The sequence below is a fragment of the Bacillus sp. B-jedd genome, from assembly GCF_000821085.1.
In the GTDB taxonomy this organism is placed as follows: domain Bacteria; phylum Bacillota; class Bacilli; order Bacillales; family Cytobacillaceae; genus Bacillus_D.
Genome location: NZ_CCXR01000001.1, coordinates 3,078,718 through 3,104,092 on the forward strand (window position 1 = coordinate 3,078,718; position 25,375 = coordinate 3,104,092).

The following is a 25,375-nucleotide window of genomic DNA, read 5'->3' on the forward strand; positions in this document are numbered from 1 at the left end:
AGCCTACACCTCGATCCGGACAATTTTTCGAATAAAGAACCAGCCCATCACAATGCCCATTCCACCTGCCGACAGCATGACCCATCCAAGAGGATGCTCGAGCAAAAGATTGAAGTATTCCGGATTGACCAGTTTAAGATACAGGGCAAGGGCCACTGGGAGTCCGGTGATAATCCAGGTTGACAGCTTTCCCTGTGCCGTCAGCGTCCTTACCTCTTCTTTGATTTGAATCCTTCCGGTCACCGTTTCCTGGATTGTCTCGAGGAGAACCGCCAGATTTCCTCCGCTCGCCCGCTGGATCAGCATGGATTTTACAGCCATTTCAAGTTCCTTGTCGGGAAGCCTTTGGAGCATCTTCATAAAAGCCTCCTCAACCGGGACGCCCAAATTGATATCCTTTAAAGTTTTCTCGAACTCTGTGCCGATCGGGTCAGGAAATTCCTCGGAAATGAGTTTCATCGCCTGCATGAAGCTGAAACCGGCCCGCATCGAGTTGGCCATCGTCCCAAGCGCTTCAGACAGCTGATAGGCGCTCCGGGTTAACCGCTTGCTGATTTTCTTGTTCAGCTGGAAGACCGGCAGCCAGAACGCGACGATTCCGACCGGAAGATAAAACAGATAGTGGATTTTCAACATGTAGGCGATCAATACAGCTGTGATAAGTGCCAGGATTCTGAACAGAAAAAATTCACCTGGTGAGAGTGCAGACCGTCCCTGCACCAGTTTCTTTTCCCACTTTGATATGGCTGGTGAAAAGGCATTCAAGTGTGAACCGGCCTTTTGTATGAGCGTGACATGCCTGTTTTTTTCCGATTTCTTCTTATTCTTTACTTTCTCTTCTTTCTCTTGTGCAAAATAATTGTCAAGCCGCTTTTTCATTTTCATTCGGCGTCCGATAGTCGAGAACAGGAGATAGCCGAAAATGCTGAAACCAAATAAAGATAAAACGAGTGTCAGCAGAGGATTCAGGTTCATACCCGCCATTCCTCCACATACCAGGAGGCAGGGATGGTGAATCCTGACAGCTCAAGCCTGTCAGCACAAGCAGGGCGGATTCCGGTTGACTTGAATCTTCCCTTGATCTTCCCTTCTTCGGTCAAGCCTGTTTCCTTAAAGATAAAAATATCCTGTGTAACTATCGTATCCCCTTCCAGCCCAAGGACTTCAGTGATATGGGTGATTTTCCGCGTCCCATCCTTCATCCTGGTCTGATGGATGATAATATCGAGTGCACTTGAGATTTGTTCCCTAATGGCGCGGACTGGCAGATCAAAACCGGCCATCAGCACCATTGTCTCCAGCCTGGCCAGCAAGTCCCTTGGCGAGTTGGCGTGCCCGGTCCCAAGGCTTCCATCATGGCCGGTGTTCATCGCCTGGAGCATATCAAGCGCCTCTGCGCTCCTTACTTCCCCAACAATAATCCTGTCCGGCCGCATCCTGAGGGAGTTCCTGACAAGATCGCGGATAGAGATGGCACCCTGTCCTTCAATATTCGGAGGCCTCGATTCAAGAGCGACCACATGCTCCTGCGAAAGCTTTAACTCTGCGGCATCCTCGATCGTCACAATCCGCTCGTTTTCCGGAATAAAGGAAGAAAGCACATTCAATGTCGATGTTTTCCCTGAACCCGTTCCACCGCTGATGAAAATATTGAGCTGTGAAACAACACAAGCTTCAATGAAGTCAGCCATTTCCGTGCTTAGCGTCTGGAATTGAATCAAATTATTAATTGTAAACGGTGTATCCGAGAATTTTCTGATGGTAAGAACCGGCCCGTAAATCGCTAGCGGCGGGATGATGGCGTTGACCCGGGAACCATCCGGAAGCCGCGCGTCCACCATTGGCGAGCTTTCGTCAATCCGGCGCCCGAGCGGGTGTACAATCTTTTCGATGATCCGCAGGACATGGTCATCATCCTTGAAATGGATAGAGGTTTTCTTGATTTTCCCCTTTCTTTCCACATAAATATCTTTTGGGCCGTTTACCATGACTTCGGTAATGTCCGGGTCTGCAAGAAGCGGAGTAATCGGCCCATATCCGACCAACTCGTTCTTCGCCCCTTGGAAAATCGCCTGTTTATCCTCAAACGACAGATGAGCGGCTTCTTTTTGCAAAAATTCATCCGATTTTCGTTCGATTACTTCATCGTAGTTGATATCCTGCTCATTGGACGCCTTTTTCACTTCTTCCACTAGGAAGTTATGCAACTTACTTTCCAGCCCGTCCTCCGGGATGCTGCGATTATAGTGAAATACAGATGCGGAAGCAGGCTTATTTGCCATTATCAGTTCTTCTTTGCCTAGCCTTTTTAAAAGGGACATTAAACAAGCCCCCCTTCATTGACGACCTTTTTTGCAAAAAGCGACCGTTTCTTCTTTTTTTCCGGTTTTCCGAAGAAATCCTGGGCGAGGGAATACATGACCTTCGATATTTTCGCCCTTGGATAAGAATAGACAAATGGATTCCCTTCATTCACAGACGTAACGACCACTTTTTCAAGATCCGGAATGCGGGTATGGATTTTCATACCGAGCACTTCTTCAGCAGTTTCCTTGTTCATTCCCCGTTTTTTCGAGTCACGGTTCAGGACGATTTTTGCCTTATTGACCAGTGCCAGCGACTCCAGCGTATCAATAAAGATTTTGCAGTTCTTCAACGTCGGCAAGTCGAGAAAGGTAACAAGAAAGATGTCGTCCGACTTTTCAAGTGCCGTCAAAATATTGCCTTCCACATATGGGGCGGTGTCGAAAAGCACAACGTCATAGTGCGGACGTAAATAGTCAGCCAGTTTCTGGACATGCTCTTCAAGGATGACTTCCGAAAACTCCGGCCTGATAGGCGCCGCCATGATGTCTATGTACTCATTGGCCGAATGCATATAGCCGCTCAGCTTTTCCGGCTGGCCGTAATATTCCTCCTTCACCCACTCGTAAATGGTCTTTTTCGGCTTGCAGTCAAAAAACATCGCAACGTCCCCAAATTGAAGATCAAGATCAACAACAGCCACTTTCTTCCGCTGCTTCGCGAAGGCAGCGGCGAGATTTACCGTAAACGTTGTTTTTCCTACTCCACCCTTCGTGCTGCAGACGGTAATGATCCTGGCCTTTTTATCAGAAGCAGCCTGTTTCGGCGCTTCTAGTTTCGGCTCAGCCTTTTCCTGCATAAGAAGCCGGCCCGCTTCCTTCACCGTTTCTTTCATTGTTTCAATTGAAACTGGATAAGGCAGGACATCATACGCGCCCGCCCTAATCGCCTTCCGGATATCTACTTGGCCTTCAAGATCGATCAAGATAGGAATCCCTTGCCCAGAATCCGAGAACGTTCTCAATTCTTCATATAAATCTTCCATACTATCATCTCTGGTTACCGTCAGGAAAACGAGCCCCTTTTCCGTGTTTTCCGCCAGATCTCCCTTTGATTTCAGCCACTTCACGTCAGAGTTCAAGACAATGGCATGTTTTTTCAATTCCTCATAAACCTCGGCATGCTTCGCCACTACAAACCATGTCATTTCAAAAACACCCCTTCGTGAAGTTCATCTTCATGCACGTGAGTATGCTTCTTCTCGAGCTGATTATCTCCTTCTTTGCGGAGCATTAGGTATAGTTCATATTTAGTGGAAAATCCAAGTGCGAGGCCTTCCCTTGGATTTACCTCAAGCGTCACCATCTGATATTTTTTCCTCGTTTCCTCATCATCTGCAGCATGACCTACCGCAAGAACACGTGTATTTTGAAGAATCATAGTGCCTGCGTCATGCTGCCCCTTTTTCGCATCCTCGGGAACAATCAGCTTTGCAACAACATCTACATGGGAATCAGGTTTGATAAAACCACCCACTCCCTGTACATCTGTTACCTGGATGGTCATTGCCCTTTTTCCCTCACCTATGGGCAGCAACTCATTTTCGTCTGGATTCTTTTCTGCTGCAGCAGCGGTCTTTGCAGAAGCGGCTTTGGTGGCTTGTAATTTTTCCGGTTTATTCTTAGATTCTGTGGATGCTGGTTTGGATGCAGCGGGTGCGGCAGTTTGAGTAGTGGCCCTCGAATTGATAATAAAATATAGAAATGAAGTGGCAACCAGACCGAATATTAAAGACCAGATCCATAGTTTTTTAGATTTCATATTTAGATCTCCCTTGTTCCTATTTATTCAATTAAGGAGACTTTGTATATACCAAAGTCCTTTCCTGTGCCAAATTCGCCAATTGAGATCTCTTTGATAAATTGACCAGTAATTGCATGTTTATCTACAGACTCAATCCAAAACATTGCAAATCCAACGATCTTGACCTCTGAAGTCCCTGATGCGCCATCGAAATCTTCAACCATCGGAACAATGATTACCCGTTTACATGAGTCATCAGCGGTACTTGCATTCTCACAGTATGTTCTGCCAGCATTTTTATCCGCAGATATTCTAGCCTCAAATCCAGCTTTAACATTCCCCCATTGAAGACCGGTTTGGGTCCATGAATGCATATCATCACTCACCTTCAACTCAGCGCCATTAATTATCTCATTTTTTAAATTATTTCCCTTTTCTTCTGTTAAATCCAAAAAACCGAAGTTCCCGCTTTTTGCTGCATTGTCAGGGTTTCCCGGCTGAAAGTGCATAATATATTTTCCGTTTGCCTTATATTCTTTGGATAATACCCCAACCGGAACGACTCCTTTACTGCTTATTAAAGAGCCTCCGACTATTGCTTTCGAAAATGCTTTAACTTCGGAACTATTTATTCCTAATATTTTTGCAAAGGTTAGTCCCTTGCTAATGGTTTTGGTAGCCTGTATATAATCTGGACCAGTTTTTAGATCCGATGTTGTCAATTTGAAATTGTTTTTATCCGCAATTAACATTGCAGTTTGCTTGGCCTTAGTTTCACTAGATATTAAATCTTGGGCACCAGCCAAAACTGCCGCATCGAGTGCTTTTTGCAACTTGCTTTTTTCCAAAAATAATCCTCCCGCATCAACCACCATCGCGGTAAAACCAAAAAGAGCAATCATAAAAACCGCAACGATCACTAACACATTCCCATCTTCATTTTTAAGTATCTTTTTCATCCTACTCCACCCTCATAACGGTAGTATCAGTCAATGTTAATGGTGATGCTAAGCTGGTAACAAAAGGAGTTATAAAATCGATCTTATAAACAAGCGTAATTGTGGCATCTGTACCGCTCGTCCTGGCTGCCTCATTTGGAGATATCGTTACAGTCAGTTTGCTGGAGTCAAGACCCGCAGTAGATGAACTTATCTTCGAGGTTATATCTGCGTTGCTTTTTTGAATACTAGCTAGTCGTGCGGCTTCCCTGCCGGCATGATCCAATGTTAAGTAGGCATGAAATATACGGCCAAAATCCACAATCCCGAACAACAACATAAGAACTATAGGAAGAATAAGGGCTGTTTCAACCATCGATTGCCCTTTCTCAGACTTCATATCCTTCCCTCCATGAAGAGCAAGGCTACCGTACCGACGGCAATTGCTACTCCGTAAGGAAATGTTGGTGCGAGATCTGTTTTACTAACCTGAATTGATTCCTTGCTTTTATTAAATGAAAGAAGCAAAAGTGAATTTATGATTCTTGCAAAAAAACCTTTTACATCTCTTCGCCAAATTAAAATAAAGAGTGCAATTAATCCACCAACAATTGCAGCATATAAAAATGCATAAAATACGAAAAAAGCTCCCTTCATTGTTCCAATCGCAGCCATCAGCTTTACATCACCAGCGCCAATGCCTCCCATAGCGAATGGTATAAAAAGAACTCCTAATCCTACTAGAAAGCCTTTACCGCTAAACAAGAAGCCTTCATAGCCATTGGTGAATAAATAAAGGAGGAAACCAATAATGATGGCGGGAAAAGTTACAATATTCAGGATTTTCCTTGACTTGATATCCGTAACTGTACAAATAAGCAATAAAATGAGAAGAAGAATATTCTCCAATGCAAACCCTCCTTTGCTGTAAAAAAACCCCGCTTCTCATGCCTGAAAAGCAGGGCCAACTCAAAATATTTATGGAGTTGTTTTTGGATTTAATTTATCTCTAATGTCATTAAAAACTTTTTCTATTGAGCCACTTAAAACTGCTAATGCGCCGATTAGAACAACTGAAACCAACCCAATAATCAACCCATACTCCGTTAGTGCCTGGCCTTCTTCTTCTTTGACGATTCTGCTCAACAAGTTCATTTCTCCGCCTCCTGTTTTTCTAATTATTTTCGGGTTCTATATGTAGAACTTAATTGGATTATATTACGAACAAAATAACTTGAAAAGGTTGGAAATTGTTCGTTTTAGCGTATTTTTATGGGCTTATCTCTATTTTTCTCCTATTATCTAATTATTGCTAACTATTTCATTCTTTATTAAGAACATACCATTTATTATAATGAACACATGGCATATTTAATGAATGGAGGCTAATTGATGGGCAGAAACGTTGTTATTATCCCTTTTCCTGTAATAAAAGCAGATTCTTTTTTTACTAGATTTAAGGGGCTGATGTTCAGGAAGGAGCCTATCTCAAACGAAGGTTTATGGATCTTGCCGTGCAATGCAGTCCACATGTTCTTTATGTCGTTCCCATTAGACATCGTTCTTCTTAACGAACAGCATAATGTTGTCCGTTGCTACCCTCATCTCAAACCCTGGACAGCAACAAAGCCGGAAAAGAGAGCACATTCCACACTTGAACTTCCCGCAGGTACAATCAGCAGGCTCGGAATCGAAATTGGGAATCAAATCAAATTTGATGTCCGTCTGGGGAAAAAGGATTAATTATTTATTAGGCGATGCGATAGTTATCGCACTCAATGCAATCCAAAAGATTGCATCGGTAATGTTTTCCGGTAAAATAAGAATAGGACCATTGTCGGATAAGGTCATTGAATTTTTGCGAAAAAATCAAGCTTGGCTTAATGTACACTTCGTTTTACGCGGATATGATTTTATTTTGCCAAAAAGAGAGGGAAGCTGATGGGGAATACGGCTTTATTGGTGATTGATGCGCAGGTGGGGATTATTGAGGGGCCGAAGCACGGGCCGGTTTATGACAAAGAGCGGCTCCTGGAAACGATGAAAAAGGTGATTGACAGGGCCCGGCAAAAGGAAATTCCAATCATTTATATTGTCGATACGGATGTGGCGGAACCTGATTCGATGGAATTCCAGGTGCATCCCCATATTGTCCCTTTAAAGGACGATACAATCCTGACGAAGCGAGCAACCGATGCCTTCCATTTCACCACCCTTCATGAATACCTGCTCACATTGGAAATCAGCCATTTGGTTGCGATAGGCTGCAAGACGGAATTCTGTGTCGACACTACCTGCCGCCGGGCGACAACGCTTGGCTATGATGTGACCCTTGTCGCGGACGGGCATTCGACGACTGACAATAATGTCCTAAAAGCGAAAGAAATCATTGCCCACCATAACTGCAACCTGAACGGCCTTGATAATATTGACCATTTCATCCTTGTCCGAAAATCTGATGAAGATATTTTCAAGCATAAACATATGGATTATAAATAAAAAAATGGCCTTTTCCGCTATCCAGGCGGAAAGGCCATTTTTTAGGTGCGCTTCCTGACAAACTTTACAATAAAATACAATACGGCACATGCCAGCAATACATAAACCACATTCGAAAATACGTCCATATAGCCGGCAATGTCTGTCCACGAGGCACCAAGCATGGCGCCGGCGTTGACAAGGATTGTATTCCAGATGAGCGTGCCTATTGTAGTCAGAAGGAGAAAGATTGGAAATTTCATCCCGGACATGCCTGCCGGAATTGAAATGAGACTTCTGACGAGCGGGACAAGCCGGCAGAAAAAAACGGTCCATACACCATATTTGTCAAACCAGGCATCCGCTTTGTATAGATCTTTTTTTGATAATCGAAGGACCCGTCCCCAACGGTCAACAATCTTTTCAAGCCTTTCAACATCCAAAATCCGGCCAACTCCATACAAGACCGCCGCCCCGGCGACTGAACCGAAAGTCGAGACCGCGACCGCTCCTGTGACGCTCATTTTAGAGGTGGTCGTCATAAAGCCAGCAAAGGTAAGAATGACTTCCGATGGAATCGGGGGAAAAATATTTTCAAGGGCAATCAAAAGGAAAATCCCTATGTACCCGTATTCGTTCATAAATGATAAAATCCAGTTCTCCATAATACACTCCACTCAGTTTTTGTTTCATTATAGAGCGCTAAACGCCGCTTATTTTCTCCTGCCCCTTCCAGCAGGCTGATTTCGTTTTTGACGGGAAGACGGAGATTTACCAATGGCTGTTTTGGTCCGCGGCTTGGGGCTTTGACCTACCGAACGCCCTTCCCTGGAATTTCCTCCTTCTTGGTTTCTGTTATTAGAAGAAGGTTTTTTATCTCTTTTAGCATCGGCCTTGCGTGTCTCTCCAACCTTCCGCTCGGGACGCCCGCCGCCTGCTGTTGTGCTGCGCCTAGTATTTTGTCGGCTTCCATCTGATTTTCGTTCCTTCCGGTCGCCATCTGATTTCCCGCTGTCTCTTCGATCCTTTTTGCCATCCTGCCTTCGCCCTGCTGCTTCAGTCCGTGGTACTTCCTTAAATCCTGGAGCGTTCTCTTTTTTAATCCGGATGGCCAATTCCTTTTCAAGCGCCAGCAGTTCCTGCCTGTCCGCTGCGGTAAATAAAGTGATTGCAAGCCCCTGCGTTCCGGCACGGCCTGTCCTGCCAATCCGGTGGACATAGCTGTCGGCATCCTGCGGCATATCGTAGTTGAACACATGGGTGACGCCTTCCACATCCAGCCCGCGCGCTGCGACATCGGTGGCGATCAAGAGCTGGAACTCCGCGTCCCGGAACCGCTTCATGACCTGTTCCCGCTTTGCCTGGGAAAGGTCGCCATGCAGCTCTTCACAGGAAAAGCCATTCGCCTTCAGGACTTCATAAAGCCTTCCCACCCGCCGTTTTGTCCGGCAAAAGACAACCGCCATGAACGGGCGGTGAGTTTTGACCAATTCCATCAAGGCCCCCTGCTTGCCGCGGTCTGTTGTCTGGACAGCGAGCTGGTTTACTGTTTCCGCCGGCCCCTGCGTTTTCTCGACTTGCATATATTCCGGATCCCGCATATGTTTTTTTGCAAGCATGCGGACATCTTCAGGCATGGTTGCCGAAAAAAGCATCGTCTGTCTTCCCGCTGGCGTTTCACGGATAATGGCCTCCACTTCATTCAGGAAGCCGATGTGAAGCATTTGGTCCGCTTCATCGAGGACGAGCGTCGACAGATTCCCGAGACGGACGGTTTCTCTCCGGATATGGTCCAGCAGTCTGCCTGGGGTCCCGACAACGATCTGCACTCCTTTATCGAGCTTCTTCAGCTGCTTTTCCACATCCTGCCCGCCGTAAACCGCCAATACGTTCACGCCAGACCCTGAAACAAGCTTTCCGAGTTCGGCTGTAATTTGTAAGGCAAGTTCCCTTGTCGGCGTCACGACTAAGGCCTGGATGTGGCCAGCTTCCCTATCGAGCTTCTCCAATATAGGCAAAATAAACGCCAGCGTCTTCCCTGTCCCGGTCTGTGCCTGGGCAATCAAATCCTTCCCGCCAAGGGCGGCTGGAATCGCCAGCTCCTGGATCGGTGTTGGTACAGCAATGCCGTTTTCGCGTAATATTCCGGCCATTCCTGCTGAAATCCCCAAATTTATAAAATCAGGCAATGAAATCCCTGCTTTCTTCTCAAAGTCATACGTTTGATTTTCCCTGTTTCCGGCCAAAAATGCAAATTTGCCGTCATGGTCCGGTGAAGCAAAAATCGGATAGCAGCCATACATTGGGACAATTTCATGATTGCCCCGTTAACAGAAATGAAATATTATTAATTGAAAATGAGAAACAGAACAGGTGGGGAGAAAGTGTACGAGTTAAAACTGCGAAATATCCTCAGGCAAGTGAAAAGCCCTGATCCGCAAAAACGCTTTGAGGGTCTTGATAAGCTTTTTGAATATAAACAGATTCCTAATCTCGAAGTGCAAATAGATGTATTGCGCGACATTATTATTACCGCGGCGGGCCGCTTTCCTGAGCCGGTCGACAGCTGGGACAATCCTTCTTATTATCTAATAGATTTTGTCTGCGATTTTCCGATGGAAGAGGTCGTTGTCACGCTGATGAAACATTTTGACAGCCTGAGCCTCCAGGCGAAAGAACGGGCAATCGAATTCCTGCTCGGAACAGAAGATGAAGAAATCTTCTTTTTCCTGGAAGAAAAGATAGCCGGACTGATCAACGAGACAGATAACTTCCTGATCCCAATTGGCGAGCTTTCATCCTATCCAGTCCTCGCCAGGGATATCCTTAATCAGACGCTTGAAAGGATCCATTCGCCGCATTACAAATTCATGCTTTATGATTTGATACTGGGCGTTAATTCTTCCGAGCTTGAGCAGGGATATAACAAGGGAAAGATCCTCCCTTTATTGCTTGAAGATTACAGGGAGACCAAAGACCAGTATTTAAAATTCAACGAAGATTACACAACGAAATATGCCTATACTGCCTGGAAAGAAAACTATTTTTATATCCGCAGCAGGATGAGGCTTTTTATCAGCTTAATGAAGTATTATTTTGATGAGGAAACGAAAACTGAGCTTCTGGCTGCTATGGCATTTCGGGATCCACTTATAAATACGGAGGCAGTCCTTGTCTGCCTATCAAAAAATTTGCCCATCGATGAGGCGGTTATCGAGGAATGTGCCCGGCATATTGAAAGCGCGGAAATGGTTTATTGGGAACTGAAAGATATGAACTTGGAGCATATGTACCCGATTAAGGAAGGTAAACAGCCGCACCTTGCCAGGACAAGATTATTCAACACGATCGTAAACCTGCCGGATGACGAAGATGGCAGCTCCCATTTCCCTGAGGATATAGAGATAATAGATAAGATTGAAACCGAAAATTATTATGGCCAGCCGGTCCGCCATTATCTCATGAAGTTTACTGAACTTGATTATTCCTATGCCGCCTGGGTAGGAGCCTACGCACTTGAAGACGGCGATGACACAGCCTATTTGTGGGATGGATCGTATTCGGATTTTATAGAATTTAGCTCTCTGACGATTGAAGGGCACAAGGAAGCCTTTTTCAAAAAACGTGAGGAAGAGAAGGCCATGCACGAGCAAAGCGTCTATTATGAAAGCAAAGCCCGTGTGAGCAAAGGAATGTGGTTTTTCTACGGCTTGCTCATCGTTCACTGGCTGCGGATGGCGCTGGATGGTTTTCCTTCTCCTCTTTGGCCGTCCTTCCTTTTTACTATTCTCGGGGCAATCCTGACAGTAGTTGAATTGAATAAAATCAAAACAAAAAGCATTTCAATTGTTGGACAAAACCTCGTCCTTGAGGACGGAAAGCAGCGAAAAGCGGTTCCGCTCCATGAGGTACGAAGGATTGAGCATACAAAAAAACATATTATCGTTTATGGAAACGGAAAAGAGGCTGTAATGAAGTTTCCGCTCGCATGGGTCCGTTATGAGGTGTTTTATCATAACATAAAGGAGCAAACACATCACTTGAAACAGCCGCCTTACATCCAGCCTTAAAAAACGAACAGCCGCCAGCTAAATGCCAGGCGGTTTTTTCATCTTCCTTTGACAAAAGTTTAATGGTAATCTATACCTATCTAAATAACAAATAGATATAATCGATATTTTAAATATGAGACTGGCGATGACCATGGCGAATTCCTACTCGCGAATTTAATGGGAATCGGACAGGCTCATTCATGGGGGAAGGCTAATGGATTTTCACCAGTTATTTGTTTTTACAAAAGTAGTCGAACATAAAAGCTTTTCAAAGGCGGCCGAGGATATTTTTTTGAGCCAATCGACGGTTTCTTCCCATATCCAGTCATTGGAGAAGATGCTGAATGTCCGCTTGTTTGATCGGGTCGGGAGGGATATCATCCTGACACCGCATGGCGAGCGCCTGTATCAATGGGCATTGAAGCTGCTGCTTTTAAAAGATGAAGCCCTCCTCGACTTGAACGAGGGGATGGCTGAATTCCGCGGCAGCATCCGCATGGCCGCGAGTTCTGTGCCCGGGCAGTTCATTATTCCAAAAATGGTGAAGCAGTTCCGTGAGGCGTACCCCGCCGCAGCCTTTAATATTTCGCAGTTCCCATCCAAAGCGGTCGCCGATAAAGTCCTTAGCGGCACAGTTGATGTCGGACTGCTAGGTGCGAAATATGAGAATGAGAAACTGGCATACTTCCCTCTACTAAAAGAGAAGTTGGTGCTGGTCACCCATAAAGATATCACTTTGGATGAACCGGTAAGCATCCATGCCGTTAAAAAGTACCCGCTCGTTATGCGCCACTCCGATTCGGGGACAAATACCATGCTGGAACATCTCTTTAAAAAAGCAGGCATACTGAAAGAACAATTGAATATCATTGCCTATACTGACTCGGGACAAAGCTTAATCCAGTTCATCAGGCAAGGCATCGGGATTTCGATTATGTCTGAAATCGCAGCGCGGGATTATGCAGAACACCAGATGGTGAACATGTATGAGCTGGCCGGCTTACATGATGAGCGCTTTTTCTACCTCGTCTACAATAAGGCCAAAACGCTTCCGCTCATATCGAAGCTTTTCGTGGACTTTGCTTCGATTGGAGGATTCAGGCTGGCAGAGGCCGACTAGGCGGGAGGCCAATTTTGCAAAAAGATACAGGGGGACTTAATATGCTTTCCAAACTGCAACTTGAAGAAATAAGGGAATTACAGACCGTCTGTGAGGAAGATGGCGGCTTCATTCTTAAATTGAATTGGGATATGCTCGCCACACGCCCGCAAGGCAGGCAGGATGATTTCTTCCGTTATGAGAACGGTAAGCTCGTCGGGTTCATCGGCGTGTACGGATTCGGGAACAAGGTCGAGCTTTGCGGGATGATCCGCCCTGAGTACCGCCGGCAAGGAATTTTTTCAGGCTTGCTGGCTGAAGCGATTGCTGAAGCTAAAAACCGCGGAGCCAGGCAAATCCTTCTGAATGCGCCTGCTGGATCTCAATCGGGAAAAGCCTTTCTGGCCACAGTGCCAAACCGATATTTCATGACTGAATACCAGATGAAATGGGATGGGACTGCGCCTGCCACGAGTGAAGGAGTAATGCTCCGCCCGTCCACTGAGCGTGATCTTCCTTTGGAAGTCAGACTTGAAATTGAATGTTTTGGTTTTACCGAAGAAGAAGCAGTTTCCTTCCATAAAGAGTTGAAAACTGCCGGAAATGAAGATTTCTACATGATCGAGTCGAATGGTGAGCCTGTCGGAAAAATGAGGGTCGACCATCCTGATGGAGAAGCTTGGATTTACGGCTTCGCTGTCCTTCCCGCCTATCAAGGAAAAGGCATCGGCAGAAAGGCACTTTCGGCTATTATCACGAAGGAAAATTTGGCGGGTTTTCCGCTGTTCCTTGAAGTGGAGGCAAAGAATGCACATGCATTAAGGCTGTATGAATCGGTCGGCTTCAAGGTTTACCACGCCCAGGATTATTATGAATATACGCAGTAAAAAGAAAAGGCGGCCTCAACGGTCCGCCTTTTATTCTATTTCCAGTAATCTTCCATCAATTCACTTGCCCATTCCGGCTGCAGGATTTCTTCTTTTGGCAAAAATTCCTTCATGACAGGTTTTATATCAATAACCGGGGTGCCGTCAATCGCATCAAGTCCCGAAACGGTCAACTTCGAGCCGTCGCGGTTCAGCAGTTTTACAATGGTGGCGCCAATCCGGTTCGGCCTGTTTTTTCCCCGCTGCGCGAAGATGCCCGTAACCGGCCAATCAGGATTATTCCTCGGCCGCCTTGCCCCTATCTGGATTTTGTCCTCAGGGAGAAGATGGAACAGGAAAATGATTTCAAGATGGGAGAAGTCTTCGATTCCTTCCAAGCAGCTTCCGTCGAGAATTTCGTTCATTTCTATTTCCGAGATGACATCTCCCCAATAATCATCCCTTATTTCCTTGCGGCTGTTGCACACCCTTCCGACCGGTTTAACTGTAAACATGCAAATTCCTCCGTCTCGGTTATTTTACAAAAAACAGTTTACCCAAGTTTTTATAACGGAATTTTTTTCCCCCAGCCGATTTTTTTATTGGATTCTTTCGATCAGCTTTTTTTCGAAAGCATCTTTCTCGTTCCGAAATAGGCGACGCCTCCGGCCAAAAGAATAAAAGTGACCGGCAGCAAATAAGGTCCAAAGCCCATCAAGCCTTTCGCTTCTTCTTGCTTTACAGGTTTTACCGGAACGGTTTTTCCGGCGGCCTCACGTTCTTTTATGTAGTTCTCATAAAATTCCCTCCGCACGGGATCCTCTTCATGGACTTTGCCATCTGCCATTTGAATCATCCCGTTTGGACCGCCGACAGGCACAAGATATTTATTGTTATTCTCTTCAAGAAACAGGAGAAATGTCCCTCCCTGCTGCTGAAATTCTTTTGCCCAACTGATATCGAACATATCAATCCCTACTTTCAAAATAGCAGCAACATCATCCCCTTTGTACGCCTTTTCTACAATGAAGTTATAACCCTCGCCGAGAGGCCCCTCACCTTTTACCGGCTTGCCGGAAAAGTCATACTTTCCAACAACGGCCACCTTCGCCCGTTTCACTACTTCGGCGGGCTCGAGCCTTACCCAGCTTGTCGCGGATACAGCGAGTCCAAAGGAAAGAAATAAAGCAAGGAATAAACCCAATGTCTTTTTCATGTGCATAAGCACTCCCCCAATCAGCTTGATGGCACTAACAGCCAAGCTATTAATTCCATTTTATTCTAAATAGACGCATGGAACAATTATATGTTGCACAAATATTTTTGTGGTTAATGTATAAATTTCCTCTTTAATTTTTATTGTTATTATGATATATTATTTATGCTGTTTTTTTAGTTTTGCGGTTGTGGCGGAATCGGCAGACGCGCTAGATTCAGGTTCTAGTGGGGGCAACCCCGTGGAGGTTCAAGTCCTCTCAGCCGCATTTTTTCTTTCTCACTGCGGGTGTAGTTTAATGGTAGAACTCCAGCTTCCCAAGCTGACAGCGGGGGTTCGATTCCCCTCACCCGCTCCAATATTATGGAGAAGTACCCAAGTGGTTCAAGGGGGCGCACTCGAAATGCGCTAGGGCGGGCAACCGTCGCGTGAGTTCGAATCTCATCTTCTCCTTACTCAAAAATGCAGGCGCTCGCCTGCATTTTTTAATTTGGCTTGGCGCCCTGGGAACCAATACTCTTATCTGCATTGGCGACCGGACGGCGAATTTCTTCCCCCCACGGGTGCCAAGAACTGCTATTGGCGACCGGACGACGAATTTCTCCTCCACACGGTCGACAAGAATTGCTATTGACGACCGGACGGCGAATTTATCCTCCACACGGGCGACAAGAATTGCTATTGACGACCGGACGGCCAATTTCTCCCCAACACAGGCGACAAGAATTGCTATTGACGACCGGACGACCAATTTCTCCTCCACACGAGCGCCAAGAATTGCTATCGGCGACCGGACGGCGAATTTCTTCCCCCCACGGGTGCCAAGAACTGCTATTGGCGACCGGACGACCAATTTCTCCTCCACACGAGCGCCAAGAATTGCTATCGGCGACTGGACGACAGAATTTATCCTCCACACTGGTGCCAAGAATTGCTATTGACGACCGGACGACAGAATTCCCCCACACGGGGGCGACAAGAACTCCTGCCAGCTACCAGATATCAGTATGGTGCCCCCCAATCAAAGTTGGCCTATGACTGCTAAACCTTATTTAGCTCGAGTATATATTAAACCAAGCAAAAGGACCGGCCTGCGCCGATCCTTTTTTTGCAAATCATCTTATTTTCCGAGGAAGGAATTCAGCATCCATACATGCTTTTCTAGGCTGGCATGGATGGCAAGGAGCATGTCCCCAGTTGTTTCGTCGCCTGTTTCGGCGGCAAGTTCCATTCCTTCTTTCAGTTCACCGATCAGTGTTGTAAAGTCCTTCACTACCGACTTCACCATTTCTGTCGCACTTTCCCCGCCGTCAGCTTCCTTGACGGATGCCATTTCAAGGCAGTCCTTCATGGTCGCGACTGGTTTTTCCCCAAGGGCCAGCAGCCTCTCAGCCAGCTCGTCGATGTGGATGCCAGCTTCATTGTAAAGTTCCTCAAATTTTGCATGAAGAGTAAAAAACTCCGGTCCAGTCACATACCAATGGTAATTGTGGAGCTTAATATAAAGAACGCTCCAGTTTGCTACCTGCTTGTTGACAATCGATGTTAACTCTTTGCTCATTACGATTCCTCCCTTGATTCACTTCGTCTACTATTATAGGTCCAACCTTTTTGCAAACACGAATATTATGGGTCAGGTTCACAAAAATGTCGGAATAGGCCAATTTAAGTATACCCTCTTCCTGATTTTTCAATCATAACGGAGACAGGCCCAACAGAGTTTCTGCAAACCTGACCACTTTCCAAAACCCTTGACAGAGGTACAAGAAAACATCTCGAAAATAATTGTCTCAGTTTAAAAATATTTTAATTGACAAAATCACCTTCTCCCTTATATAATTTACCTTGAAGTTAATTATCTCAGTTTAAAAATATTTTAAACGAAACCAATTAGGAGGAATAATAAAATGGCAAAAACAAAATGGGCAATTGATCCTGTACACAGCAGTGTTGATTTTTCAGTAAGGCATATGATGATCGCAAATGTGAAAGGAAGCTTCAAAGCATTTGATGCGACGGTTGTAGCAGATCCTGCAGACCTGACAAATGCGGAAATTTCTTTTGCAATAGACGCGGCAAGTATCGATACTCGTAACGAGGACCGTGACAACCACCTGCGTTCAGCGGATTTCTTTGATGCGGAAAATAACCCGAAAATCACTTTTACCGCTACTGATATCAAAAAAACCGATGAAGGTGAGTATGATGTAACGGGAGACCTGACAATCCGCGGAGTCACCCGTCCTGTAACTTTCTCTGTCGTTTATGAAGGAAGCGGCAAGGATCCATGGGGCAATGAAAAGGCTGGCTTCAGCGGCGCAGGTTCCATTAACCGCGCTGACTATGGCCTTACCTGGAATGCAGCTCTAGAAACCGGTGGTGTCCTTGTCGGAGATAAAATCAAAATCTCCTTTGAAATCCAAGCGGCAAAAGCTGAATAAATACCTTTTCGAAAAGTGCAGGCCATCCGCCTGCACTTTTTTTGCTAAGTTAAAGGTAAGTGTTGATTTTTGATGAAGTTGATTGGAACGGAGGGGACTGACTCCGGCGGGATGAAGCGGCACGTGGAGACCCTTGGAAATGCGGAAGCGCCTTCGTGACAGGCAAAAACCGCCTCGTGACAGACAAAAGGCGTCTGTCCCTGCGAAGCTAATTCCGGGGAGCTTTCCTTTGTGTCCCTGCGAGGACTATTCGCAGAAGCTTTCCTTTGTGGTCAGCCCCGATATAGGAAGACTTGGTTTTGCGAAGCAAAATCCTAGTCGCCCTTAATGCGAGCGAAGCGTAGCCAAGCGCTGGAGGTCCAGAAGGGGAAGTCGTTCTTTGACTTCACATTCGGGACCGAAGCGACCTCGAGGGGCTAGGCGCTCCTCGAAAATCCTCCATTATGCTAACGCATAATCTCGTGCGATGTTTCTCATGGAAGCTTTCCTTGTGCTATCGCTTTTTCTTCGTGCGTGGGTCTATGCTGCCGAAGCCTTCCCTATGCAGCTAGACAAACAGGCGTCTAGGACGCCGAGGAGGCACCATAAAGAATGCTCCTGCGCCACAGACTATTCGGGGAAGCGAACCTTCAGCTCGTCGCAAAGCTGCACGAAGCCGATTCATTGATGTTTCACATGAAGTAAATACAGGTAGATGCTTCGCCCCGCGGAAAGCATGTCCCCGGAGTGGAAATCAACAATCTAGGACAACAAAGCCTTTGCTAAAAAAACTTCCTAAAGGGGAAAATGCAACCAAAACATAGGGCTAAAGTTTTATTTTCTTCATTTTGCCATGGATTATTCGCGTCGGTTTGCTAAACTTAGATGGAAGGGTAAATAGGTAATTATTATCGTTTTTTTGCTCGGAGGAGAAATTCATGAAGAAGTTTTTTGGTTACATGGTTGTGTTAGTAGGGATTATTGTCCTGACAGGTTTTTTCCTGCTTCCGAAGCAGGAATTGGCGTCTGTCCCGCAAAATAAAGAGAACGCCCAATCGGCAGCTGAAGAAAAAGAAAAAACTCCAGCGGCAATCCAGGAAGCTCCTAAATCAGAAACCAAGCTCTCAGCAAAGGCTGTTCCCGAAAAGCCTGTGACAGATATCCTGCTTGACGTCCCGTTTTTAAACCAGATGGCAGCACCGCGGCTTTACAATGGCTGTGAAGTGACGAGCCTGGCAATGATTCTGAAATACAAAGGGATTGAAGTCACGAAAAATGAGCTTGCCAGTAAGATCAAGCGCGTCCCGCTTCAATACCAGAATGGCCAGTACGGCAATCCATATACCGGCTTTGTCGGAAACATGGAGAACGGTCCGGGGCTCGGCGTATACCATGGACCTATTTTCACACTGGCAAAAGAATATGCCGGTTCGCGTGCCGAAGACTTGACTGGAATGCCTTTCGATCGAGTGATCGAAAAACTGGCGGAAGGTACCCCAGTATGGGTAATTATAAACACGGCATATGCCCCGCTTAACCAAAGCCATTTTAAAACATGGAACACACCTGAGGGAAAGGTGGACATTACTTTTAAAATGCACAGCGTTGCATTGACCGGCTTTGATGAAACCTATATCTACCTGAATGATCCGTATGGAACGAAAGACAGGAAGGTAAACAGGGAAAGCTTCCGGAAAGCATGGGAGCAAATAGGAAGCCAGGCCATTGTCATAAATTAATATTTCGCAAATGAAGAGCAGTGCTGCCGAATCGGCGCACCGCTCTTTTATGTTGCCTTATCTAGTCCCTGGCTTTTCCTCATGCTGGATAAGGAAAACGTAATGGATGCACTATCATTTTTTTGCAAAAAAACAGGCAGCCCCTCTTAGAGGCTGCCGCTGGATTAATTCGTCATACTGTTCCCGCTCAAAGTCACTTCAACCGTTATTTCCTTGCCGTTCCGGTAAATTTTCAGTTTTACTTTGTCACCGGCCTTAACATTCGAGTACATATACCTTCGAAGATCACTAGAGTTGTTCACCTTTTCCCCGTTAATCGACACAATGACATCTTGTTTCTGCAGGCCTGCCTTGTCCGCACCTGAACCCGGTTGGACTAAAGTGACCATTGTACCGGAGTCAACGCCCTTAGGAAGGTCCTGAAGGAAAGCCGGGTGGATTTCTTCAAAGTCAGCTAGGCTCACCCCGAGATAAGGACGGTCCACTTTGCCTTTTTCAATCATTTCATTAACAATCGGGACGACATTATTACTAGGAATCGCAAATCCAAGTCCCTCGACTCCGCTTTCGGATATCTTCAGCGAGTTGATTCCGATGACCTGGCCGGCAGTGTTGATAAGGGCTCCGCCAGAGTTACCCGGGTTAATCGCCGCATCAGTCTGGATGACGTCCAGCTTCCATTCGCCAGCGGATGTGGAAACATCGATGCTTCGGTCAATCGCGCTGACTATTCCTCTAGTTACCGTCCTCGAAAGATCAAGTCCGAGCGGGTTTCCGATTGCGAAAACTTCATCCCCGGGCCTTAAGCTCGACGAATCGGCGAAATCAATCGTATCTGGAGCATAATTGGCATCTACCTTGATGACAGCAAGGTCCGTCAACGCATCGGCGCCGACAACTTTAGCTTCCGCCTTTTTGCCATTATCGAAGGAAACTTCGAGCTTTTGCGCGTTTTCTATCACGTGGTTATTCGTGACAATATAGGCGCTGCCGCCGGATTTCTTAAAGATCACACCGGAGCCTGATCCCTTTTCAACAACGCCCTGGCTGTTGCTGAATGGATTGTTCTGCTCCTGATAATTCACAATACCGACAATCGCCTTTGATGATTTTTCGACCATATCGGCTACTGACCCATTTTGAGTTCTGGAAGCGGTTGATGCCGGCACAAGATTAGCAGTCGGACTAGAAGCGTTTTCCGTTTGGCCTTGCTGTTGTTTGTCAAAGTCCGTTAAAGAATGTAAGTCTGTATAATTAACAGCTGCGAGGGTCAAAGCAGATCCGATGACGCCCGCGCTGATGGTTGAAAGAAAGCTTTTAAATTTTCCTGTCTTGGCAGGCTTTTGTTCCAGTTTATGCTGCGGCTCAGGAGTTATTTGTCCATAGTCTTGGTAATTTTCACTCATCGTGTTTACCTCCTATTAAATTCCTTTCTGATTTATCTCTATCTTAACCGGAATTTATGAACAAATTATTAACAAACTGAGGCAGAGCTTTTAAAAATAAGGGAAGAAATGGAGAAGAAAGATGATGCTTGGCCCATTCCGCCACAAGCTGCTACAAAAGGTTTGCTCCCCTGCCAACGGCAGCAAAAAAGCCGCTGCGTGGGCAGACGGCCTTAACTTTCTTGCTTATATGGAATTTTAATCGTGAATTTTGTTCCATTTCCCTTTTCACTCGTTACCATGATCTCGCCATCATGGAGCTGGACAAGCTGCTTGACAATCGACAGACCGAGGCCGAAGGCGCCATATGGATTCCCTGTTCTCGAAAGGTCCGCTTTATAGAAACGGCGCCAGATTTTCTCGACTTCTTCAGGTTCTATGCCAATGCCTGTATCCTCGATTTCAATTACCGTTTTGCCATCTACAGCGTAGCCTGTCAGCGAAATCGTTCCATTCTCGGTAAACTGGATGCTGTTCTTCGTAATATTGATCAGGATTTGCAAAAGCCGGTCATAGTCGGCGTAAATCATTGTTTCCTCATCAACATGGATAGTAATTTTATTTCCTTTCTCAGCAGCCTGCATATCCAGCTGGTCCTTGATAATTTCGAAAGCTTCGGCAAGCTGGATGTCTTCTTTTTGCAAAACAACCTGATTGGAACGGATTTTTTCATAATCGAGATTTTCATTCACGAGCCGGATCAGCCTCTTTGTTTCCTTGCTGACAAGGTCGATGCCTTTTTCCTTTTCAGCCTCTGGAATCATATCGTTTCTAAGCCCTTCAATGACGCCGCTGATTGTCGTCAGCGGTGTCCGCATTTCATGCGAGACATCCGCCATAAACTGCCTGCGCCTGTTTTCAAGGCTTTCAATTTCCTCCATCGATTGATTGATTTTATTGACCATCTGATTAAAATCATTCGAGAGCTCGCCAATTTCGTCAAAGTTCGAAGCGGGTACATGAACGGTATAATCACCTGAAGCTACAACCGAAGCAGCTTTCTGAATCCGCTTTATTCGCATCACATGGATCCGGGAAAGGAGCCAGCTTAGCAAAAAGGAAACTCCAAGCGAAATCAGGACAGTGAACAACAAATATTCATTAATGCCGCTGATCATTTCCCGCGGTCCTTTGACAGGCGAGATTAACAGGACCCCTCCAACGAATTCCCCGTCAGCATTGTATGGTACTGTGACAATGGAAACATTCTGGTTGTAGCGCTTTAAATCAGATTTAATCACCACGGGCTCGCCAGAACGGAGCTTTTGCCAGTCATTTCCCTTTAGGACGATATCCGGTCCCTGCCAGTCAATTGGATTCATCAACCTGACACTCCTGCCGTTCACAGCGAAAACACTGAACTGAATATCCCTTCCGAAAAGTACCCTGGCGTATTGATTGATGACCGCATTCGCATCGCTCGGATTGCTCCACTCCAAATCATTGAGAATATTCTCGCCATACTCAAGGAGCTCATCGGTTTTGCTTTGGTAAACGAGGTTCTCAACATAATGGGTGAACAGAAGGCTCAATACGAGAAAAGCGATAATCAGAACGCCGATATGGCTAAATAATTGCTGGTAAAAATATTTAACTCTCATCTGCCTCTACCGATTCATCAAATTTGTAGCCGACGCCCCAAACAGTATGAAAAAAAGGCTGGGCTTGCGTGCCGACTTTTTTCCTTAGTCGCTTAATGTGGACATCCACGGTCCGCTCATCCCCATAGAACTGATAGCCCCAAACCCGTTCAAGCAACTGGTCGCGCGTAAATACCTGGCGCGGATTTGAGGCGAGGAAGGAAAGCAGGTCAAACTCTTTCGGAGTCAGGTCTGTGATTGCTGATCCATCAAGCAGGACTTCCCTCGTATCCTTATTTATTGCAAAATGCTTCGTCACAATCATATTCTTTTGGCCTGTTCCGGCTTCCCCAGCCTTCTGGTATCTCCGGGCCACGGCTTTTATCCTCGCCATTAAGGCAAGCGGGCTGAACGGCTTTGTCACATAATCATCCGCACCCATTTCGAGGCCCAGAACCTGATCCGACTCGCTATCCTTGGCAGTCAGCATGATAATCGGGATTTCGCTCTTTTCTTCCCGGATTTTCCGGCAAAGCGTCACCCCATCCATCCCTGGCAGCATCCAATCGACAATCAGCAGGTCCCAGCCTTCCTCCTTGTAACGCTTGTATCCGTCAAGGCCATTATGGACAAATTCGCCTTCAATTCCCTCTTTCAAAAAAAACATCCCAATCATTTCACAAACGCTTTCGTTATCTTCGATCACTAGAATTCTCATTACATCTACCTCCAACACGGAATCCCGTTACTTCAAAAGTAAAACTTCTCCGCCCCGGAATCAACTTGTATGCTGTTTTTTACAGATTAATTTACAATTTGGCAATAGATTATTCATAATTTAATCCTAACCATGTAAGGGGATTAAAAAAACAACCCGCCATAAATAAGCGGGTTGCTTGGACATTACCATGTTTCTGCAATCAGTTTTTTCCCTTCACGGTAAACACGAAACATTTCTTTTTCTTTTTCGAAAGGTGTGCCTGATTGAATGATATTATTCATTTCCTTTTGCGTTATCTTATACCCGCGCGCAGTTAACAAATCAGCAAGGATGTTACCATTGCTTAAATCCGTTCCCATATAACCCGCGCTCATTGTCAGGATGCGGGCATTGTCCTTCACGAAAATCATGACATCGGAATCCGGCATATAATAAAGCCTGGCTCCATGCTTCTTGGCAACGGACCATACGGGATCAAATGACGGCCCTTCACCAAGTTCATATACCTCCCCATCAGGTCCCTTGAATGTTTTCGCCTCATTCTCTTCTTTCAGTTTCGCTTCTTCTGTCCGTTTTTTCTCGGCAGTTTCATATGCCTTAATTGCACTATTCAGCTCAGCTGTCAGTTCTTTTTTCGCGGACTCATTTGTCAATTCACTTATCAGTTTTTCAGCTTCAGAGACTTTTTTGTCAAAATCAGCCTTTAGCGTTTTTTCATTCTCGGATAGATCCGTCAATGTCTGGACCGCTTGTTCAGCCGTCACAAATAGGTTCATAATCCCTTCCAGCTTTTCAACCTCAAGGACATACCTATCAGCAAAAAGTTCGGAAAATGGCGATTTAAGCTTTCTAAACTGTTTATTATCCTCAATCGTATCCGCCTTTAACAAAGGCAGTTCCTCAAGCAATTCTGGTGAAAGCGGATTTTCAGCAGCGAGCTTCTCGGCGGCGTTAATCCGCTCATAAAGCGGCTCGGCGATAGTAGCTCCTTTATTGTATTCCCGCAATTGTTCGATGACCGGCTCCACTTCATCCCGGAGGATCTTCCCGTATTCATTTATGGCTTTTTTTGATGCATTTTTCAAATCTGCTTTGGCGACGGAAAAGAGCGCCTCCGCAGCTAAAATTCTTTCGCTGTCTATTTTTTCAAAATGACTCGTTTCTTCACCGCTACTAATTTTCTTTTCCATTTCTTTATATAAGTCAGACGCCGAGGCCTTTGCCTCGTTCACCGAGTTTTCAGCTTTTTTATCTTTAGTCGCCCCATAAACAGCATAACTGCCGCCTGTCACAGCTAGAATCAATACAGCAATTATGATAAACCCTAATTTCTTGTTCAAGGTTCCCCCTCCTTACTAAGCTATTGTTACACAGAATGCTGACGAATTCTAGATACAAATTATCCAAATTCATCATCTCCTGGAACAAATATCGACAAAAGTTGCAACTTTTTTCACAAAAAACAGCAAAGCTTTTCCAAATTAACCTCCTTTTTCAGTACATGGAGTTTTCACTATACTGCCATTGTTTTCTAGCTTTTTTTGTAAATATTTCTTGTATAATAGATTTAGATCTCCTACAATCCGGGGATTTTTCCCGGGTTAAGGGATAAGTTAACACGGAAGGGAGAACGAAATCCATCAAGTATCTGCTCATCATTGTCGTTCTTATTGCCGCAGGAATTTCAGGCTGGCTATATTATCCTCAATTTCAAATCAGCCAGATGAAGAAACAATCACGGGAAGCCGCAAATGCCAGCCTGCCATCATATATAGATTATTACCGACATTCGGACCGGAAGGCTCTTTACCATCTTGCTCTTGGCGATTCTATCATTCGCGGGGTTGGAGCAGGAGAAGACCAGAACCTTATCAGCCAGTTCTCCAATGAGCTTGGCCGCCTGACTGAAAAGAAAGTCGAGTTCTGGAACGAAGGAATCAATGGCATGACAAGCAGCGAATTGCGCCAGCTAGTCGACGAAGGAAAATATGACGGTGAAATTGAAAACGCGGATATCATTACAGTCAATATTGGCGGAAATGATGTTTTGAGGGCTGCGAAGAAAACAGATTTTCAATCCGTCTTTAAAGCCTTTGATACGCTGCAATCGACTTTCCGGGAAAACCTGGAGGACATTGCGGCTAAAATTACAGAAAAAAACCCTCAAGCCACGGTTGTATTTCTCGAATTATATAATCCTCTTAACCCTGAAACAAGCTATTACAATGTTGCAGACAAGCTTTTGCCAAAATGGAATGTTAATATATACAAAACAGCTGAAAAAATTCCAACCGCGATGGTAGTTGAAACTTCTCATGTGATTAACGGAGAAAATCTTGGAAACCTGTCGCCTGACGGGGTTCATCCTAACTCGCTTGGCTACAAAGCGATTGCAATGGAAATTATTGAACATTTTCGGACAAGCCCGAAAAACGGCGGGAATTTAACACTATCTGGGACATATTTACATTGAATATTTTGAGCAAAAATTGTATGATACTACTATCGAAGCTGCGTTGTTCGTATCCATAATAAAGTTTTAACCTTTAAGCTGTAATAGGGAGTTTTTGAACGAAGCCGGAATGACATGCCTCCGCCTATACGGCAAGGGGGACAGGCAGGAACGCTTCTGAGGACACCCACTTTTAGGAGTGGTGGTTTAAAACTTTCTTATATTACTACGGCAAATGCGGCTTTTCCTCTGCGTTTATGAA

General features: G+C 45.5%; 26 protein-coding genes, 3 tRNA genes and 1 other RNA gene. 13 read left to right on the forward strand and 17 right to left on the reverse strand.

Annotation, left to right across the window (positions count from 1 at the left end):
• Window positions 1–3: 3 nt before the first annotated feature.
• From BN1002_RS15430 to BN1002_RS23390, 8 genes are all read right to left on the reverse strand, one after another.
• A complete protein-coding gene (locus BN1002_RS15430) occupies window positions 4–975 on the reverse strand; it encodes a type II secretion system F family protein (protein ID WP_048826245.1) in 972 nt (323 codons plus the stop codon).
• Window positions 972–2,321: a TadA family conjugal transfer-associated ATPase gene (locus BN1002_RS15435; RefSeq protein ID WP_048826246.1), complete on the reverse strand. Its 1,350-nt coding sequence runs from the start codon at window positions 2,319–2,321 to the stop codon at window positions 972–974. Before BN1002_RS15435 ends, BN1002_RS15430 begins: the two co-directional genes overlap by 4 nt.
• Window positions 2,321–3,511 carry a CpaE/TadZ family protein gene (locus BN1002_RS15440; protein ID WP_048826247.1) on the reverse strand — a complete coding sequence of 397 codons (1,191 nt, stop codon included), beginning with the start codon at window positions 3,509–3,511 and terminating at the stop codon, window positions 2,321–2,323. Before BN1002_RS15440 ends, BN1002_RS15435 begins: the two co-directional genes overlap by 1 nt.
• Window positions 3,508–4,125 (reverse strand): Flp pilus assembly protein CpaB, encoded by a 618-nt coding sequence (gene cpaB / locus BN1002_RS15445; protein WP_048826248.1) that lies wholly within the window; start codon window positions 4,123–4,125, stop codon window positions 3,508–3,510. Before cpaB ends, BN1002_RS15440 begins: the two co-directional genes overlap by 4 nt.
• A 23-nt stretch (window positions 4,126–4,148) precedes the next feature.
• Window positions 4,149–5,066 (reverse strand): pilus assembly protein TadG-related protein, encoded by a 918-nt coding sequence (locus BN1002_RS15450; protein ID WP_048826250.1) that lies wholly within the window; start codon window positions 5,064–5,066, stop codon window positions 4,149–4,151.
• Between the two features lies 1 nt (window position 5,067).
• Entirely contained in the window at window positions 5,068–5,445 is a 378-nt protein-coding gene (locus tag BN1002_RS15455) for a TadE/TadG family type IV pilus assembly protein (protein ID WP_048826252.1), read from the reverse strand.
• A complete protein-coding gene (locus tag BN1002_RS15460) occupies window positions 5,442–5,954 on the reverse strand; it encodes an A24 family peptidase (protein ID WP_048826254.1) in 513 nt (170 codons plus the stop codon). Before BN1002_RS15460 ends, BN1002_RS15455 begins: the two co-directional genes overlap by 4 nt.
• A gap of 69 nt (window positions 5,955–6,023) precedes the next feature.
• Window positions 6,024–6,200: a Flp family type IVb pilin gene (locus tag BN1002_RS23390; RefSeq protein WP_082036255.1), complete on the reverse strand. Its 177-nt coding sequence runs from the start codon at window positions 6,198–6,200 to the stop codon at window positions 6,024–6,026.
• 237 nt (window positions 6,201–6,437) lie between these two features.
• Here BN1002_RS23390 and BN1002_RS15465 point away from each other — a divergent pair, with 237 nt between their 5' ends.
• Together BN1002_RS15465 and BN1002_RS15475 are read left to right on the forward strand one after the other, a co-directional pair.
• Complete coding sequence (locus tag BN1002_RS15465; RefSeq protein WP_048826256.1) at window positions 6,438–6,788, forward strand: DUF192 domain-containing protein; 351 nt, start codon at window positions 6,438–6,440, stop codon at window positions 6,786–6,788.
• Window positions 6,789–6,986: 198 nt separating this feature from the next.
• On the forward strand, window positions 6,987–7,544 hold the full coding sequence (locus tag BN1002_RS15475) for an isochorismatase family protein (protein WP_231575036.1): 558 nt from the start codon (window positions 6,987–6,989) through the stop codon (window positions 7,542–7,544).
• A gap of 41 nt (window positions 7,545–7,585) precedes the next feature.
• Here the strand turns inward: BN1002_RS15475 and BN1002_RS15480 are convergent, their stop codons facing one another.
• Window positions 7,586–8,188 (reverse strand): DedA family protein, encoded by a 603-nt coding sequence (locus tag BN1002_RS15480; protein ID WP_048826261.1) that lies wholly within the window; start codon window positions 8,186–8,188, stop codon window positions 7,586–7,588.
• Between the two features lie 48 nt (window positions 8,189–8,236).
• Entirely contained in the window at window positions 8,237–9,826 is a 1,590-nt protein-coding gene (locus tag BN1002_RS15485; protein WP_442853397.1) for a DEAD/DEAH box helicase, read from the reverse strand.
• An 81-nt stretch (window positions 9,827–9,907) separates the two neighbouring features.
• On the opposite strand from BN1002_RS15485, the gene BN1002_RS15490 reads away from it, so the two are divergent.
• The 3 genes from BN1002_RS15490 to BN1002_RS15500 all read left to right on the forward strand — a co-directional run bounded on the left by BN1002_RS15490 (window position 9,908) and on the right by BN1002_RS15500 (window position 13,561).
• Window positions 9,908–11,593, forward strand: coding sequence for a hypothetical protein (locus BN1002_RS15490; protein ID WP_048826263.1), 1,686 nt, complete (start codon window positions 9,908–9,910; stop codon window positions 11,591–11,593).
• Between the two features lie 196 nt (window positions 11,594–11,789).
• A complete protein-coding gene (locus BN1002_RS15495) occupies window positions 11,790–12,695 on the forward strand; it encodes a selenium metabolism-associated LysR family transcriptional regulator (RefSeq protein ID WP_048826265.1) in 906 nt (301 codons plus the stop codon).
• A gap of 41 nt (window positions 12,696–12,736) precedes the next feature.
• Window positions 12,737–13,561 (forward strand): GNAT family N-acetyltransferase, encoded by an 825-nt coding sequence (locus BN1002_RS15500; RefSeq protein ID WP_048826266.1) that lies wholly within the window; start codon window positions 12,737–12,739, stop codon window positions 13,559–13,561.
• A 35-nt stretch (window positions 13,562–13,596) separates the two neighbouring features.
• On the opposite strand, the gene BN1002_RS15505 is transcribed toward BN1002_RS15500, so the two are convergent.
• Window positions 13,597–14,055: an SAM-dependent methyltransferase gene (locus BN1002_RS15505; protein ID WP_048826268.1), complete on the reverse strand. Its 459-nt coding sequence runs from the start codon at window positions 14,053–14,055 to the stop codon at window positions 13,597–13,599.
• Between the two features lie 101 nt (window positions 14,056–14,156).
• Complete coding sequence (locus BN1002_RS15510; RefSeq protein WP_148362796.1) at window positions 14,157–14,756, reverse strand: hypothetical protein; 600 nt, start codon at window positions 14,754–14,756, stop codon at window positions 14,157–14,159.
• A gap of 184 nt (window positions 14,757–14,940) precedes the next feature.
• Between BN1002_RS15510 and BN1002_RS15515 the strand changes: the two genes are divergently transcribed.
• From BN1002_RS15515 to BN1002_RS23810, 4 genes are all read left to right on the forward strand, one after another.
• Window positions 14,941–15,024 (forward strand) — tRNA-Leu (locus tag BN1002_RS15515).
• A 16-nt stretch (window positions 15,025–15,040) separates the two neighbouring features.
• A tRNA-Gly gene (locus BN1002_RS15520) sits at window positions 15,041–15,114 on the forward strand.
• Between the two features lie 7 nt (window positions 15,115–15,121).
• Window positions 15,122–15,209, forward strand: a tRNA-Ser gene (locus tag BN1002_RS15525).
• The gene (locus tag BN1002_RS23810) at window positions 15,185–15,697 is read left to right on the forward strand and encodes a hypothetical protein (protein ID WP_148362797.1); all 513 of its coding nucleotides are present in this window, start codon (window positions 15,185–15,187) and stop codon (window positions 15,695–15,697) included. The genes BN1002_RS15525 and BN1002_RS23810 overlap by 25 nt, the downstream gene beginning before the upstream one ends.
• 179 nt (window positions 15,698–15,876) lie before the next feature.
• On the opposite strand, the gene BN1002_RS15530 is transcribed toward BN1002_RS23810, so the two are convergent.
• Window positions 15,877–16,317 carry a Dps family protein gene (locus BN1002_RS15530; RefSeq protein WP_048826272.1) on the reverse strand — a complete coding sequence of 147 codons (441 nt, stop codon included), beginning with the start codon at window positions 16,315–16,317 and terminating at the stop codon, window positions 15,877–15,879.
• A 346-nt stretch (window positions 16,318–16,663) separates the two neighbouring features.
• On the opposite strand from BN1002_RS15530, the gene BN1002_RS15535 reads away from it, so the two are divergent.
• Both BN1002_RS15535 and BN1002_RS15540 read left to right on the forward strand, forming a co-directional pair.
• A complete protein-coding gene (locus BN1002_RS15535; RefSeq protein ID WP_048826274.1) occupies window positions 16,664–17,197 on the forward strand; it encodes a YceI family protein in 534 nt (177 codons plus the stop codon).
• Between the two features lie 917 nt (window positions 17,198–18,114).
• Window positions 18,115–18,915 carry a C39 family peptidase gene (locus tag BN1002_RS15540; protein WP_052445650.1) on the forward strand — a complete coding sequence of 267 codons (801 nt, stop codon included), beginning with the start codon at window positions 18,115–18,117 and terminating at the stop codon, window positions 18,913–18,915.
• Between the two features lie 164 nt (window positions 18,916–19,079).
• Here the strand turns inward: BN1002_RS15540 and BN1002_RS15545 are convergent, their stop codons facing one another.
• From BN1002_RS15545 to BN1002_RS15560, 4 genes are all read right to left on the reverse strand, one after another.
• Window positions 19,080–20,321 (reverse strand): S1C family serine protease, encoded by a 1,242-nt coding sequence (locus BN1002_RS15545; RefSeq protein WP_048826279.1) that lies wholly within the window; start codon window positions 20,319–20,321, stop codon window positions 19,080–19,082.
• A 212-nt stretch (window positions 20,322–20,533) separates the two neighbouring features.
• On the reverse strand, window positions 20,534–21,961 hold the full coding sequence (locus BN1002_RS15550) for a sensor histidine kinase (RefSeq protein WP_048826280.1): 1,428 nt from the start codon (window positions 21,959–21,961) through the stop codon (window positions 20,534–20,536).
• Complete coding sequence (locus BN1002_RS15555; protein WP_048826281.1) at window positions 21,951–22,658, reverse strand: response regulator transcription factor; 708 nt, start codon at window positions 22,656–22,658, stop codon at window positions 21,951–21,953. Before BN1002_RS15555 ends, BN1002_RS15550 begins: the two co-directional genes overlap by 11 nt.
• Before the next feature lie 185 nt (window positions 22,659–22,843).
• Complete coding sequence (locus BN1002_RS15560) at window positions 22,844–24,001, reverse strand: SH3 domain-containing protein (RefSeq protein WP_048826283.1); 1,158 nt, start codon at window positions 23,999–24,001, stop codon at window positions 22,844–22,846.
• A gap of 383 nt (window positions 24,002–24,384) precedes the next feature.
• Here BN1002_RS15560 and BN1002_RS15565 point away from each other — a divergent pair, with 383 nt between their 5' ends.
• Together BN1002_RS15565 and ssrS are read left to right on the forward strand one after the other, a co-directional pair.
• A complete protein-coding gene (locus BN1002_RS15565; protein ID WP_048826285.1) occupies window positions 24,385–25,134 on the forward strand; it encodes an SGNH/GDSL hydrolase family protein in 750 nt (249 codons plus the stop codon).
• A 32-nt stretch (window positions 25,135–25,166) separates the two neighbouring features.
• Window positions 25,167–25,361, forward strand: a non-coding RNA gene (gene ssrS / locus BN1002_RS23395) — 6S RNA.
• Window positions 25,362–25,375 lie beyond the last annotated feature (14 nt).